Annotated in this window: 17 protein-coding genes and 1 tRNA gene; 8 read left to right on the top strand and 10 right to left on the bottom strand. The window is 61.6% G+C overall.

Going from position 1 to position 14,037, the window contains the following annotated elements; translation table 11 throughout:
• Positions 1 to 18: 18 nt before the first annotated feature.
• The 4 genes from EF888_RS21490 to EF888_RS21475 all read left to right on the top strand — a co-directional run bounded on the left by EF888_RS21490 (position 19) and on the right by EF888_RS21475 (position 2,385).
• Positions 19 to 456, top strand: a complete 438-nt coding sequence (locus EF888_RS21490; protein WP_109759248.1) for a DUF5681 domain-containing protein — start codon at positions 19 to 21, stop codon at positions 454 to 456.
• Positions 453 to 710 (top strand): hypothetical protein, encoded by a 258-nt coding sequence (locus tag EF888_RS21485; RefSeq protein WP_109759247.1) that lies wholly within the window; start codon positions 453 to 455, stop codon positions 708 to 710. Before EF888_RS21490 ends, EF888_RS21485 begins: the two co-directional genes overlap by 4 nt.
• A 102-nt stretch (positions 711 to 812) precedes the next feature.
• On the top strand, positions 813 to 1,691 hold the full coding sequence (locus tag EF888_RS21480; protein WP_206508387.1) for a transferrin-binding protein-like solute binding protein: 879 nt from the start codon (positions 813 to 815) through the stop codon (positions 1,689 to 1,691).
• 490 nt (positions 1,692 to 2,181) lie between these two features.
• Positions 2,182 to 2,385 (top strand): hypothetical protein, encoded by a 204-nt coding sequence (locus EF888_RS21475; RefSeq protein ID WP_126918626.1) that lies wholly within the window; start codon positions 2,182 to 2,184, stop codon positions 2,383 to 2,385.
• A 372-nt stretch (positions 2,386 to 2,757) separates the two neighbouring features.
• On the opposite strand, the gene EF888_RS21995 is transcribed toward EF888_RS21475, so the two are convergent.
• On the bottom strand, positions 2,758 to 2,928 hold the full coding sequence (locus EF888_RS21995) for a hypothetical protein (RefSeq protein ID WP_164721782.1): 171 nt from the start codon (positions 2,926 to 2,928) through the stop codon (positions 2,758 to 2,760).
• Between the two features lie 158 nt (positions 2,929 to 3,086).
• Here EF888_RS21995 and EF888_RS21470 point away from each other — a divergent pair, with 158 nt between their 5' ends.
• Positions 3,087 to 3,467, top strand: coding sequence for a VOC family protein (locus EF888_RS21470; RefSeq protein ID WP_109759245.1), 381 nt, complete (start codon positions 3,087 to 3,089; stop codon positions 3,465 to 3,467).
• Positions 3,468 to 3,497: 30 nt separating this feature from the next.
• Here the strand turns inward: EF888_RS21470 and EF888_RS21465 are convergent, their stop codons facing one another.
• Together EF888_RS21465 and EF888_RS21460 are read right to left on the bottom strand one after the other, a co-directional pair.
• Positions 3,498 to 3,893, bottom strand: coding sequence for a thermonuclease family protein (locus EF888_RS21465; RefSeq protein WP_206508385.1), 396 nt, complete (start codon positions 3,891 to 3,893; stop codon positions 3,498 to 3,500).
• On the bottom strand, positions 3,890 to 4,123 hold the full coding sequence (locus EF888_RS21460; RefSeq protein ID WP_109759244.1) for a transcriptional regulator: 234 nt from the start codon (positions 4,121 to 4,123) through the stop codon (positions 3,890 to 3,892). Before EF888_RS21460 ends, EF888_RS21465 begins: the two co-directional genes overlap by 4 nt.
• 93 nt (positions 4,124 to 4,216) lie before the next feature.
• On the opposite strand from EF888_RS21460, the gene EF888_RS21455 reads away from it, so the two are divergent.
• Genes EF888_RS21455 through EF888_RS21445 form a run of 3 tightly spaced genes read left to right on the top strand, consistent with a single transcriptional unit; the run spans position 4,217 to position 5,575 of the window.
• Positions 4,217 to 4,825 carry a hypothetical protein gene (locus EF888_RS21455; protein WP_109759243.1) on the top strand — a complete coding sequence of 203 codons (609 nt, stop codon included), beginning with the start codon at positions 4,217 to 4,219 and terminating at the stop codon, positions 4,823 to 4,825.
• 50 nt (positions 4,826 to 4,875) lie between these two features.
• Complete coding sequence (locus EF888_RS21450) at positions 4,876 to 5,280, top strand: hypothetical protein (protein WP_109759242.1); 405 nt, start codon at positions 4,876 to 4,878, stop codon at positions 5,278 to 5,280.
• A 37-nt stretch (positions 5,281 to 5,317) separates the two neighbouring features.
• Complete coding sequence (locus tag EF888_RS21445; protein ID WP_126918625.1) at positions 5,318 to 5,575, top strand: hypothetical protein; 258 nt, start codon at positions 5,318 to 5,320, stop codon at positions 5,573 to 5,575.
• Between the two features lie 1,459 nt (positions 5,576 to 7,034).
• Here EF888_RS21445 and EF888_RS21440 read toward each other — a convergent pair.
• The 7 genes from EF888_RS21440 to EF888_RS21410 all read right to left on the bottom strand — a co-directional run bounded on the left by EF888_RS21440 (position 7,035) and on the right by EF888_RS21410 (position 14,001).
• A complete protein-coding gene (locus tag EF888_RS21440) occupies positions 7,035 to 7,604 on the bottom strand; it encodes a transferrin-binding protein-like solute binding protein (RefSeq protein ID WP_126918624.1) in 570 nt (189 codons plus the stop codon).
• A 112-nt stretch (positions 7,605 to 7,716) separates the two neighbouring features.
• Positions 7,717 to 8,118 carry a thermonuclease family protein gene (locus EF888_RS21435; protein WP_164721781.1) on the bottom strand — a complete coding sequence of 134 codons (402 nt, stop codon included), beginning with the start codon at positions 8,116 to 8,118 and terminating at the stop codon, positions 7,717 to 7,719.
• Between the two features lie 72 nt (positions 8,119 to 8,190).
• Positions 8,191 to 9,822: a sensor histidine kinase gene (locus EF888_RS21430; protein WP_109759238.1), complete on the bottom strand. Its 1,632-nt coding sequence runs from the start codon at positions 9,820 to 9,822 to the stop codon at positions 8,191 to 8,193.
• Positions 9,823 to 10,180: 358 nt separating this feature from the next.
• Positions 10,181 to 10,256 (bottom strand) — tRNA-Thr (locus EF888_RS21425).
• A 44-nt stretch (positions 10,257 to 10,300) separates the two neighbouring features.
• Entirely contained in the window at positions 10,301 to 11,863 is a 1,563-nt protein-coding gene (locus tag EF888_RS21420) for a heme biosynthesis protein HemY (protein ID WP_109759375.1), read from the bottom strand.
• A 9-nt stretch (positions 11,864 to 11,872) separates the two neighbouring features.
• The gene (locus EF888_RS21415) at positions 11,873 to 13,201 is read right to left on the bottom strand and encodes a COG4223 family protein (RefSeq protein ID WP_126918623.1); all 1,329 of its coding nucleotides are present in this window, start codon (positions 13,199 to 13,201) and stop codon (positions 11,873 to 11,875) included.
• Positions 13,202 to 13,293: 92 nt separating this feature from the next.
• The gene (locus EF888_RS21410; RefSeq protein WP_109759236.1) at positions 13,294 to 14,001 is read right to left on the bottom strand and encodes a uroporphyrinogen-III synthase; all 708 of its coding nucleotides are present in this window, start codon (positions 13,999 to 14,001) and stop codon (positions 13,294 to 13,296) included.
• Positions 14,002 to 14,037 lie beyond the last annotated feature (36 nt).

Here is a 14,037-nt window from a genome sequence, read left to right as displayed (position 1 = left end):
TCTTCACGAGGCAGGGCAATGACCCGTAAGAACGGACAATCTACGGGACGAAACCCGGACGGGACGTTCTCGCGCGGCAACTCGGGACGCCCAAAGGGATCGAGGCACAAGACGACGCTCGCAGTGGAAGCTCTTCTGGATGGTCAGGCCGAAGCGTTGACACAAAAGGCGGTCGACCTAGCACTGGAAGGCGACGCCACCGCGTTGCGACTCTGCCTCGAACGAATTACGCCTCCCCGGCGTCATGCACTCGTAGCTTTCGCCCTTCCAGCGATGACCACGGCACAGGACGCGGCCAAGGCGGCTGCGGCGGTGCTGGCATCGGTGGCTGATGGCGACCTCACCCCGGCAGAGGGCGCGCATGTCATGGCACTGGTCGAGACCTACCGTCGCACCTTGGAAACCACGGAACTGGAAGCGCGGATGAGCGCACTAGAAGGAAGCATGATGAAATGACTATCAAGACCCGCCTCAACGCGATGGAGCGGGCCTCAGGAGGCACCGAACCGTTGATCGTGTTCTTTACCACCATCTACGAGAATGAGGACGGAAGCGACGGGCCCACCTCCACACGTGCAACCATCGTGACCGGACCCGCCAGGGGTGTTTTCATGGGGCGAGCCGACGATGAGAGCGAAGACCAGTTCAGAATTCGCGTCAGTGCTGTCGCCGACGGCACTATACCCCGCCCTTCCAGCATTATTGCCTAGATGCTGTCGAATTGCAGGCTCGCCCAGCCATTGGTTGACAGATTCGGCACATTCGAAGACTGTGGAGTCATTCTGAATACATAGGGAAAAAACGGAGGACTTATGAGGAATTATTTATTGCTGGTGTGCTGTGGTTTGCTTACAGCAGCTTGCGGAGGAGGCTCGGGCGTGGGCAGCCCGGGCGGAACTATACCCTTCACGTCTTGGGATAACGTGCCCGAGAACGGTACCGTCCGCCTTCAGGGTGCTGCTAAATCAGCAGCTTACTCCTACGACTTGATTACGGACAATGTGGATGTTGGCCCCATTGTTTCGGATGACAATGCGTACTTGGATATTACCTTCAAGAATGGAGAAGCAACGCGGGTTGTAATCGGTAATACCGGCGCGCCTATTGACGTTAATGAAGCGGACGGAGCCGTATACCAAGACTTTGGAATAGTAATTGCTGGACAGACTGCTGACGGGGAGGACACCCTTGTCGCAGCCGATGAACTGGACCTAGGCTACCAATATCAAAACTTTGGGGTTTGGGTGATTGGCTACAATACTGGCGCCGGCACAGTTGGCACCGGGTCGTTTGGTCTTTCAACTGCCGCAGCCGACCTTCCTACGAGTAGCATTCCCGCTACCTACATCGGCTATTCAGCAGGTTTGGTAACTGACGGCACAGGTTATTTTGGGACTACTGCAGATGCCCAGATTGTCGCGGACTTCGCAGCTTCTGGAGTCACAGTTAGCACATCGAATACCCGGCTTGTCGATATTGATACACTACTCGATGCCGGTCCTGCCGGCGAATTGGACTACAGCGGAACTGGAACCATCTCTGAAAGCACCTTTGATGCGAGCATGATCAGCGCTCTCACAACTGGAACCGCAGAGGGGCAATTCTACGGACCGAACGCAGAGGAGGTCGGGGGCACGTTCACCTCAAGCGGAAACGGAATTATTCACGTCGGATCGTTCGGCGCGAACTAGTATGTTTTCTCAGGCGGCCGTCATCTAGGCGGCCGCTTTTTCGTGTGCGTCGAATCTCTTGCCATTCGCGCTATGGGTGGCCTGCCCCTTGAAAAGTGGTCCTGCCTGATATGGGCTTTCGAGCCGGACAGGACGAAGGAATGTTCCCTGACAGTCGCGCGGCTCTCTAAAGAGCCTTGGCGCTTAATCCTCGCTTTCACTCCTTCGGCGCCCTTCGGTCGGCACTGTAAGCCTCCACACCGCAGCTCTTGCAACGCTAACGCGAAAAGCCTGACCAAGGTCTGGAACGGTCCAGCTTCCATCGGCTCGGCGCTCGGGCATTTCTTCTCTTGCGTCGAAGGAGTGGCCAGACCATCAAGAACAGAAGAAGAACAAGCACCGTTGCCTGCAGCCAGGTCGTATCTCCGGCGAGGCTGGGTGCCTGTTCGAACTTCATGCACCAACTCATGCCGAGCGCAGTGCTTGGCTGTCAAACCGAGAAAGCAGGCTCATGCCCGACCGCAGAGGACGCAAAGGCTCTATTAGAGACCACATCCCCGCAGAGGGTCGCCGTGAGTGGGCGCTGGGCATCTGGCGTGACCGCGAAGAGCTCGGGTCGACGTTCGAAGGGATGGGCTTGTTGAGAGAGGCGGGGAGGATACTCGAACTGCCAGAAGAGACTGTGGACGGGGCAATCAATCCTCCGAGAAAGTGAACGCAGAGCACCGAACCGAAGCCGAGGGTTTTTCGTGGAGGGGGTGCCGGATGACATTCACGACGGAGCTAACGCGCGCGGTGCCGTCCGGCGATGAGGGGGGTCAAGGCCCTCACAGCGCACTTAGTGCCGTCTACGAAACTGTCCCCCAGGTAGGCGGGAAGCCACTCAATCGCTTCTTAAATCCATCATGGAGGGAGGTTCGTCCGGGCGACTCGAAAACCATACCGGTTGTACCGTGAAACTCGAGCCGCCCGGCCAGACAGGGATGTCTTGACTTTCGAATTAGACTGCTCGGTCAGGGATACAAATTGGCGGGCGGAAACGAGCCGAAAAACGTTCTGGTAAGAAGCAAGAATCCGCGCTCGTGGTTCAGAGGTCACCCACGATGTAGGCAACGGCAAAGCCGATGGTGATGACCACCAGGACAGCGGAGAAGCGATTTGTACCCGGCTCCCGAAATGGCGGGTCGTCCGCTTCTGCCTTGTTCTCTTGCCTGGGCGCTTCCGGGTAGTCGAGGGGCGAGTGAAATGGGTCCTTCAAGGTCTCGTTCCTTCTGCCTTGCTGAAGCCTGAATACCCCGGGAGGCGGCGGGGCACCACCTTTCACAGGATCGTTCTACAGCGCAAATGGCCAAAGACTGGACCAATACACTGCAGCGCCTATCCTAAGAGGCATGGTCTCTGCCGAGGGAGCAAACCATGCCGAGAACCCGACTGTTAAAGGGTATCAACGTCGTGTCGATATCGGTGCCTGATCTTGACGCGGCCAGGGAGTTCTATTCCGAGGTCCTTGGACTAGGCGAGCCGCTGTACGACCTACCGGACGCAGGCTGGATTGAGTTCGGCCTCGCGAGCGGGCAGGGCAACATATCGGTCACGGCGGCTGAGCCTGGGTGGCGGCCCATAACAGGCGTTACAGTGGTTTTCGACGTCGAAGATTGCCACGATGCCGTTCAGGCACTGCGCAGCCGAAATGTCGAGTGCGACGACCCTAAAGTGTTTCCCGGATATGTGACCTTCGCCAACTTCTATGACCCTTTCGGAAACCGCCTGCAGATGTGCAGCCCAGCGCCTGATTAGTGGCTTGCACTCGATTGGGCATTCGCGAGTCTAGTTGCACCAGAACTCCCGTCCGTCCGGCCAGCGCCTCGCCAGACCTTCAGCCATGAGAATGGCACCTACATCCCGGCCATCGACGTGAACGATAGCCAGGGTGCGCCCATAGCGGTCTTTGCCCGTTCTGCGCATCGAGACGTTGCCCTGATTAAGCAATTGCATGAGCCGATCCGCCGCCGTTCGGCCGAGCTCGACCTCCCGCTGTCCTCCGCAAATGTTGGTCGTGGTCTCGGGGGTGTCGTAGCCCTGAACGCGTATTTTCTCGCCATTGAGCCAGAAGGTATCTCCATCCACCACGCAGGTTACGCTCGGACCTGAGCCACACAGGCCGATTGCGTGGGCCGAATTGGCCAGAAGGAAGAGAGTAGCTGCCAGCAAGAAGGATTTCATTCCTCAGCACCTTTCAGCGCAACGCCGGGGCCTACAGCAACTTGGCCGCCTTCAAGAAACTGGACGCCCTTCGCTTCGAGGTAGAGGCGGACATGTTGGGCTGTCGATGCTTTGCTTAGTCCCTGATCGATTTTATTCAGCGTGTTGCGGTGCAGGCCCGTGCCCTCGGCCACATCCGGATTGCTAAGACCCAACGCCGCCTTGGCCATCTTGAACTGCTCAGGTGTCATGCTTCGCCTTTTGTGCTATCAGCATTTTTATAGGGTTGACAGCATATGCTGTTGGACCCATATTGATGCTAACAGCACAGGGGAGCCAATGCAATGACCATCACCACCCAAGACCGCAGCGACTTAATGCAACTGGCTTGGAAGATTGTGCGGGGCAGCACCTACCAGGTTCGTTGGGAAGGTCTCCGGTCAGTTCTGGCCGATGCTCTCCGTCGCGCTTGGTCCACCATCAAAGCCAGGGTTGCCTACCGTGCCCGCATCATGGCCGAGGCGCATCGCCCGTCCGAGGAAATCCGGTCCGAGCTTCGCAACTTCGAGAACTGCGACCGCCTGACTGCCGCCGACCATCAGCGCATGGATGCCCTCAGGGAGGCACTGCACTCCGCTCAGGAGCGCGAGGCCGTCGAGGCTATGGAAGCCAAGCGCGACCTCATCACGGCCGCCGCTGGCCGCTTCTGCAACGTCACCTTCACCAAGAAGGACGGCACCGAGCGCTCCATGCTCGTACAGCCCGCCTCGCTGCCCCTTCACGTCAAGGGAGAGGAGGCCACGGAAACCGGTCGCAGGGCCGCTCAGACGCGCAAGGAGCGTCATCCCCACCTGTTCCCGGTCTGGGATGCCGAGAAGCGCGCCATCCGCTCTGTGAACCTCGCCACGGTCACGCGCATCGCGACCGGCGGGACCGTCCACACCTACGCCTGACCCAAAACCGAGCGCTGCTCTTGCAGCCTCATTCTGAGAGGAGAGACAAGATGAACACCCCCAGCCCCGTCACCGATTGGGAGAACCGCAGCGTCAAGGGAGACGCCTTGGCAGCCCCTGCCGTCTTCGCGGGTCACGCTGAGAAGGTGAAGGAACTGAGAGCCAGAAACGAGGCATGGTGGGCGAGCCTGCCCACTGAACCCACGGACGCCCTGAAAGCCATCAAGGACACGCTGCACCCCGACTACGACGAGTATCCTGCAGGCTTCGAGACCCTGCTTCATCTCTCGGAACTGATGACCCTCGCCACGGCAGCCTACGATGCCGACAAGGGCAGCCGCACTCATGACGCGCTGCGGTGGGCTTCCGAGCACCTGGCGTCCTCCGCGCGGCAGACCGCCGCCGAACTCCGAAAGATGTCGGACGTGGCGTCCAAGTCTCTTGGGCAGGTCTAACGCACTCAACAAGCATGGAGTACCCAGAATGACCAACTTGAGTGACCGCACCTTCCGCAACCCTTCCTTCATCCCTCTCGGCAGCAAAGATGCCGGTAGCGTCAGGGACCATCTCTATGAGGTGGAGGCCCTGCTGCGCACCGCCCTCTGCGCGTTCCAGAACGACACCACCGGCGCTCCGATGTCCGCCCGGGGCATCGACAGCACCCTGGAAGTCGCCCTGCACCTTCTCGGCGACCTCGGGCCCGAAATCGAGGATCTGCAACTCAAGGCAAGCGCGACCGAAGCCCACTGACCCATCGGGAAGAAATTGACCCTGCTCGACGCACGAGACTACTATGCGAAACGGTCTGGTCGGACTGCTCTAGGGGAGCGTCCGGCCACTTCCTTTCGACCGGACCTCTGTTGCAAAGTTGCTTCTTCAGGGCGGCTCGGAGTTGCTATTGACCCTGCAGAGGTTGCCCCACCGCAGAGACGGGGGCCATCAAGTGGAGGAAGTGAGGCTGCGAAGCCGAGGGCACTTTCGAAAGGGCGTCCCCTGTCCATGGCTCTTCGTGTTCCCCAATTGAGGCGCGGACTAAGTCCGCAGCAGAAAGCCATTCTTGAGGTTCTGTCAGGGTATCCACGGCAACCTGAAGTGGACGAAGAAGGCTGCGCCTTTTACGGACATCTGGCGCGAACCGGGGACATTCTCGACGCGTTCTGCGATGAGCGGACGCCATCTCGATACGCCAGTATCTCGCGAGCCTTGGCCCGTTTGGCTGATCGGACTTATGTCACCGTGTACCGAAGCGCAGGCGGCAACACGAGAAGCGGGTTTCGCTACGCCTTGCGTGAGGTGAGTAGCGGTGGAGCGTCTCCAGATGAACTGGGGAGGATCAAATACAAACGTTCCGTCTCGGCGGTGCTTCAGGACGCGCGGGAGACAGCGAGTGTCGAGATGCGTTGCCGTCACCATCTTCAAAGGCACGGCGTGCGCTTGAGACATCGTAACGGGGTATGGCACGCGGTATGTCCAATCGAGAAGAAACCCGTGTATCAGACGCGCGACCTGGAGATTTTGTACGCGTGGGCCCTCGTTTGTTATTCCTGATCGGGGCGATGACAGGCGGCGGGAACAGGCTCAACGGCGACGGCACCGGCTTCAAGGGGTTCGATATCAGGAGCTTTCCGGGCGAACCGAAACTTGTCGTGGCGCGAGGATGATGAGGGCTCACAGCGGAGGCACCTGAGGGCAACCCGCTGGCTTAATGGGTGATACGTCATCCAACGCCACGTGAATTTTAACGCCATCAGGTCAAAAAGTTGTGGAATTGCCCGGAATCGCGTTGTGCCCCATCTTGGCTTTGTCGGACCGAGTTCGATTGTGTGTGTGTGCGTTAACGAGTGAAACTGGCGGGGCCAGGGGAGCGTCACCCCTGGCCCGCACAGCTTCTTAGAACAGTTGGTTGAGTATGTTCCCTGGATACTTTCGTTCGGCTGCTGCGTGGCGGCTGGCTCAGTTCGGTGATGCGGCGACCTCCGCCACTCTCACTTCCGCTGTGGGAAAACTGTCTGCCGCTTCTCTCGCCATCCTGGAAGAGGAACTGGAGTTCTTCACCGAAACCGGTTTCGTAGGGCCTCAGATTTCAGAGTTGCTAGCCACTTCCATGCGGCGCTCCGGCATCCCTATGGCAGCCGCGGCATAGGCGCCACTACTGCTCAGGCAAGTGGGAACCGGGCGCCGACCGCAATGCCGACGCCTCGGTCCATTCTTACTGCTCTGCTATGAACACCGAGTTGACTTCGAAAGTGCCCAGCCCAGCAACAGTCGCGTCGGTTATGCCGAAACCGGCCAAAGCCTGAGCACCAGTGCCAAGGAAACCTCCGGCAACTATGCCGTCGTACATCACCGGGATACCGTCTTCAGTGAGAGTGCCCGAAACATCTGCGATAAACTCACTCCCCGAGATGATGCCATTGGTTATCGCTAAGGAACCCGAAATCGGGTAGCTGTTGCCGGGAACCCGGAAATTGTTCGTGACGCCGCCCATACTGCTTGTCGAGAAATTGGCCGTGACTTCGACGTTGGAAAGGCTGTCGGGGTCAGCGACGATATCCTCGGGGTTCGTGTAGAAAGAGCTATGGGCAGCGATCCCTCGGTAGTTGGCTGTCCCACTCGCAGGCATCGTTTCGGTGAGGCTTGTCTCCCAATACTCAGCGATGAGACCATTGCCTCGTGAGGCAAGCTGATCAAAGGTTTCCGCTCCGCCTCCACCACTTCCGCCGCCGCATGCGGCAAGTGAAATGACGAGACCTATTGCGCCAAAATTTCTCAGTTTCACGTGATTCTCCAAATGAGTAGTGGGAGCAGCCTACATCACGACTGCACTTTAAGAAGGCGGCGATTGTCCTAATACTCGGGATTTATCCGCACAGACCGGTCCGACTTCCGCGTTATTCACACCAGAACTTCCGACCGTCCGGCACCCTGCGTGCCAGACCTGCCGCGACCATGATTTCTCCGACGTCCCTGCCGCTGATGTAAAGCTTTGCAAGGGTTCTCCCTTCCTCGTCCTCACCAACCCTGTGCATGAAGAGCCCTCCGCTGTTCAGTATTCTCAGCAATCGGTTGGCAGCCTTCTTCCCGAGCGCTGCTTCTTTGTTACCGCCACAGAGGTCACCTTCGAGTCGGGGAACGTCGTAGCCCTGGAACCGGAAAAGCTCACCCTGGAGCCAGACGGTGGCTCCGTCGACGACGCAGGTCACATTTCGACGCGGTTCGCAGTGCTCGATTGCAGATGCAGGCGAAGCGGACAGCGCAGCCGCGAACGCGAGAAGAGAAGCCTTCGGTAGCATGACCATGACACCTCAGAGGCTGAGATGATGTCGTCCTCACGAAGGAGATAGGTTCGCTTTTGGTTTCGTCGACTATTCCGCCTGGAAGTCAGGCCCACGCGCTTTCTCGACGGTCCTGGCCTTGTTGAGTCTTATCACGAAGCGAGCCCCACCCTCGGAGACGTTCTCCAGGGCAACCTCGCCCCCGGCATTGCGCGCCATACCAGCCACTTGTGCCAACCCCAAACCTGTACCTTGCGGCTTGTCCGTAATGAAAGGCTGGAAAAGAGTTCGCTGCAGCTTTGCCGAGACGCCAGGGCCGTTGTCGGACACGACAATCTCGGCACGGTCACCGACCGACGAAACTTCTATGGAAATTCGCCCTTGTCCTTCCAATGCTTCCCGGGCGTTAACCACAAGGTTGAGAAGTGCAAGCTCAAGCTGATCTCTGTTGGCGACCACGGCCAGGTGGCTTTCCATCTCACCAATCGACAGGGCGACGCCGTCACCAGCAGCCTGCTCGAGAAGGTACCGAAGACCGTCCAGCATCTCGCTGACATCGACCGATTCAAGTTCGGTGTCCTTTCCGTGAGACAGGCTCAGAAGCTGGTTGGCAAGGCGCGTTGCCTTCGACACCGATTCCTCGATCAGCGCGACATACGACTTGATTTCGTCGTTCCTCGTCTTGCGCTTGATAAGGTTCAGGCCCGACTGAAGCGAAGAAATCACGTTGCGGAAGTCGTGGACGAGGGTCGCTGTAAATTGCGCGACCGCCTCTGAACGCTGGAGGTTCAGAAGATGCTCTTCGTTCTTCCGCCTTCGGACAACTTCGCGTGCCGCCAATACGAACAGCCCAAGACCTGCCAGGATTGCAGCCAACAGGCCAAAGGTGATGACCGCAGCGGCCCTCTGCAAAGGACGGTCCAGCAGCGCACTGCTGATCGCGATGTGGCTGGACCATCCGGCAAGCTCCGACGTCGCGTAGGCGGTGTAGTTTGTTAGCCCCTCGTAGGTGGTCCCCGCATAGATACCGCGGCCACCCTTTGCGACCGCATCAAGCACGTAGGATGTTCCGGGCGTTCCGACTCGGTTCGAGTAGTCGATGGAGCGAGCGATGAACTCACCCTCCCGGTCCACGATTGCTGCTACCGCTCCTTGCGGTACCCACTTCATGAGCATTTCTTGATAGACCAGCGGAGAGATGAAGACAGTGAGCAGGTGCTGGCCGTCGCCGGGCACTTCCGATGTGACGGTGACGCAAGGGCAATGGTGACCCTCACGTTCAATGCCCCCATACGCCCAGCCCTCGTCGCCTACCTCGATAGTCCAGGACTCCTGCGGGGAATACTCGATGGTGTCAGTCGTCGCGAAGTAAAGGCTCATTCCCGTGGAGCGCTCCGTCAGAAGAAGCGCCTGCCAACCCGGAACCAGTTCTACCGCTTCTCGCGCACGACGGGCGCCAGATGCGAGGTCAGCGCTCCTAAACGTTTGTGATTGAACGAGGAGCCGCAGCGCGGCCAAGTCACTAGCGGCCCGTGCATCGGACAAAAGCACGAGTGTGTCGGCCGCCCGTACAGCGCGCTGGCGTGCGTCGCCAGCCTGATCATTCATCTGGGAATAGAGCAGCATGAAAACGACGGCAAGTGCGGGGAGCAGAAGACCAACCCCCAGCAGCAAATAGACCGAAAAGGCGCCGTCCAGTCTCCCACGTCTGAGCTTCGCCACGCAGTTCGCCTCGCCGTTAAAGTCTGGTCCGGAGGGTCCGCTGTATGAACTAGAAGGCTCCGCGAGACAGTTGACAAATCGACGCGCCGGTCAACAAGCAACCGTGTAATCCGCATTGGCGGTTGAACGATACTTTTGAAGTAGCTCCCAGCGTCCTTGGCTAGCGACGCAAAACCTCCCAAGGTTTCTTCCGGCAGACCCGCCCTATCGCGGCAGCCCCCGCTCGCTGCCCGGTCATTCATGATCATCTGAGGGGAGATGTGGCCAGTTCGCGGACCGTTAGAGTGGACAGGTAGGTGGATACAAAAGATAGGAAAACGCCTATCCCATTGTTTTCACTCATACTTCTGTGGTGTATTGGTGCCGCTGAAGGGACTCGAACCCCCGACCCCATCATTACGAATGACGTGCTCTACCAGCTGAGCTACAGCGGCGTTCCGGCGGGCCTGATAGCAGGGTTTCCCGCGGGCGGGTAGACCTATTTTGCGTCTTTTACGCGCTCGTCTCCATCGTCGACCGCGACGTAATCGGCTGGCGGCGCATCGGCGTTGACGGCAGACGGCGCGGGCTTCGTCACTACGTCTTCCACCTCCGTCTCATCCGTGTCGACGTCGTGGGCGTGTGTTTCCGCTACCTCGAGAAAGCTCTCCTTTGCCGGCGGCGAGATCTGTCCCACGATCAGCGGCAGCATCTCCGCCCCCGCGGGAAGCTGGACCGAGGTGTCGTCCGGACGGCGCCACGACAGCGTGTCAAATCCGCCGCAGCTATCGCAGACCGGCGCCCAGGACGCATGCGACTTGTGGCAGTTGTCGCAAACCCATTGCGGGCCGCGCGGAGCGGTCAGCGCCCGTGCGAGCCAGCCCTTCACCAGCGCGTCATCCGCGCCCGAGCCGCGCTCGATGGCGGCCATGATCGCCAACGTGCGCGACGTGGGATCGGTCTCGGCCAGATCGCCCAAGGCCGCGCGGGCGCCGGGGAAGTCCTCTGCCGCGAGGCACAGCTCAGCCTTCAGCATCCGCGTCTCGGGATGATCGGGTTCGATGGTCGTCAGAACGGTGAAACGCTGGACGCGCTGCTGAGGCGTTTCGCCCGGTTCGATCCGCGCAAAGGCGGCGGCCAGGTCGGGGTGCGGATGCACCGACCACGCCTTCTTCAGCACGCGGACGGCGTTCTTGGGTCTACCCTGCGCCACATAGCCGTCCGAGGCCATGACGGCCGCCGGAATCAGGTCGGGCGACAGCCGGTTCGCCTCGATGGCGGCCTCGCGCGCTTCGATTGGGCTGTCATGGTCGAGGATCTCTCTCGCCTCGCCAAGCGCCAGTACCGCGTCGCGCCGCTTGTGGACGTCGCGCGGGAGGTTGCCGTGCTTCAGCTTCGCGCCCAGCGTCCGGCGCGCGCCGGTCCAGTCGTGCGCCCCGGCCTGAAGCCTCAGCAGGACGTCCTGCGTCTCCTCATGCCGCGGCTTCAGCGCGAAGGCCTTCTCGGCCAGCTTCATCGCGGTCGCCGTGTCGCCGTCGGCCAGCTTCTGCTTCATCAGGCCGCGCACACCCACGAAGCGGGTGCGGTCCTCGGACAGAAGCTGCTTGTACGCCGCCTCGGCCCGGGCGCGGTCGCCCGCCTGCTCGGCCGCCTGCGCCGTCAGGAGCGTGGTCAGATCGGGTCGGCCCAGAAGACGCTCGGCCTTCTGCGCCTTGGTCAGGGCCAGGCGCGACTCGCCGGAAGCCAGCGCCATCATGCCGTCGGCCAGCGCGTCGAAGCCCTTGCGCTCGCGCCGCCGGTCGAAGTAGCGGTCGATCGCGGTCTTGTCGCCGCTCGCGAAGCGGATGAAGGCGACGAGGAGACCGACCACCTTCATCACGATCCAGAGCGCCAGCATCAGCACCAGAAGTGCCACAACCGATTCCAGCGGTCCGAGCGTGAATTCGGTGCCCGCCACCGACAGGCGCACCCCGCCGTCGGTCTGGAGCAGAACGCCCGCGCCCCAGGCCGCCGCAGCGACGAGGAGGAGGAAGAGGATGATCTTGAGAAGGGACCAAAGCATCGGCAGCACTCAATTCGTCATGGCGGAAAGGTCGTCAAGCGCGGCCAGCGCGCCGGTCCGTGCCCGCGCCTGCGTCAGCCAGTCGTTCATGGCCTCCTGCACTTCGGGGGGCAATGCGTCCAGCACGGTCAGCGTGTCTGCCAGCCGCCCTTCGTTCAGCGCCGCCTCGGCGCGGGACAGCACGGCATCGGGATCGTCGCCCTGCTTGGGGGCCAGCGACCTGGCGTTGGTCTGCCGCTTCAGGAACGCCACGAAACGGTCCCCGGCCGAGGCGTCCTGCGGCACGGTCTGCACCGCGGCCAGCGCGTCGCGCGCGGCCTCGGGAAAGGTCTGCTGCAACTGGGTCAGCGTCGGCACGCCCGTCTCGGCGGCACTGGTGAGTGGCTCGGGCGCGTCGGCGAATTGCGACAGCGCGTCGGCGAAAGGCGCACCGCCTTCGACGGCCGTCCGCAGTTGCGACAGTGCCGCCTGACGCTCGGCCCGGGCGGCGGCGTCGGCGGCGTCTGCCTCAATCTGCGAGGCGCGCGAGTTCGCCTCCTCGATGCGGGCCTCGGCGTCGGCGGCCAGCGCGTCCAGCTCGGCCCGGAAGTCGGCGAGTTGATCCTCTGCGGCACCCTCCAGCGCGCCGGGACCCGTGTTTTGGGCCACGGTTTCCTCCAGCGCGGCGAGCCGATTCTCCAGGCCTGCCAGCGCGTCTTCGAGAGAAGTCAGCCGTCCGTCCAACGCGTCCGTGCTATCGTCTCCGGCCGCCTCGATCAGCCGCGCCTCGATCTCGCCCACGCGCGCGTCGATGTCGGACAGGTCGGTAACCTGCGGCTCGGGCAGGGTGTCGACCCTCTCGCTGAGCGAGGCGAGGCCGCTTTCGTTCGCCTCGAGCCGCGCCGTCAGGTCTCCATCGACCAAGGGCTCGGCGGGCGGCAGGTAGCTCGCGACGCCATAGCCGATCGCCCCGGCCACAAGACCGCCCAGCACGAGCGGCACGAATCCGGGTCCGCGTTGAACCTGTACGGGTTGCGGCGGCGTGGACACGGCCAATGGCGTGGTCACAGGATCCGGTTCAGGCGGAACATCCTCGGACGTAGCTCCCGAAGCCACAGGATCGGCGTCGACGGTTTCGGAAGGCGCGACACTGTCGGAAGGCACCTCCTGGTCGGAAGGTGCCTCTTCCAGCGTCCTGTCCGGCTCCTCGTGCATCACGAACGGCGCGTCGCTCGGTCCCGATATTTCGACCGTCTCCGCAGGTTCGTCGGTGGAGGTTTCGGGTGTCGCAATAGCGTCGCCTTCGGTCACCTTCTCCGTCGCATCTTCGGTTCGAGGTGTCTTGGGACGTCTGGCCACGGCGCTCACCTTCCTTTTGCGCGGCAAGGCCCGCGCCGACATTCGCACTCCTTGATCTTAGTGCGCGGACCGTAGGGCAACAAGGCGACGGGTCACAATGCCTCGGTCACGGCCCGACAAAGCGCCTCTGCGGTCGGTGTCTCGGCGACGGTGACGCGCCCCGGTCCGGTCCAGGCGACGCGCGTGGCCTGGCTGATCGCGATGACGAAAAGCGGTGCCCCGATCGGCGTCGCGGACAGAAGCCCGGCAGAGCGCGGCGAGAACAGCGGCATCACGACAGGCGACTTCCCCTGTAACAGAGCCTTGGCCGCGCGCGACAGTGGCCGCGCCACCTGGTCATAGACCACCGCCTCCTCCACCGTCAGACCCTTTGCCGCAGCGCGTCCCGCCAGATCCCCGCGTGTGTGGGCACCTCGGGCATGGACCGCCGGTCCGTCGACGCCGTCGATGTTCTCGAGAAACGCATCGACGTCTGGCCCTAGGCAGCGCGCATCGGCACCCTGATCCCGCGCCAGCGCCGCCGTCCGCTCTCCCACGGTGACAACCGCTCTCCCCGCCAGGGCACGGCCAAGCCGCCGCACCGCGTTTCCGGATGTCACGATCACCGTCCGGAAGAGCGTCAGGTCGGGAACCTCGCCCAGGTCCACGATCTCCAGGACCGGGGACACGACGCAAGGCAATAGCCGCCCGGCCAACGCCTCGCACAGGGCCAGGAATTCCTGGGACTGCGCCTCGGGCCGCGTCAGAAGAAGCGTCGCCTCGCCGGCAGGCGTCTCGGGGGCCTCGCTTGTCTGGGGCATGGGCGGATGCTACCTGCGCTGTCATGGTCGGGCGAA

The organism is Silicimonas algicola, from assembly GCF_003970735.1.
In the GTDB taxonomy this organism is placed as follows: Bacteria; Pseudomonadota; Alphaproteobacteria; order Rhodobacterales; family Rhodobacteraceae; genus Silicimonas; species Silicimonas algicola.
This window is presented reverse-complemented; position numbering and strand designations above follow the sequence as displayed.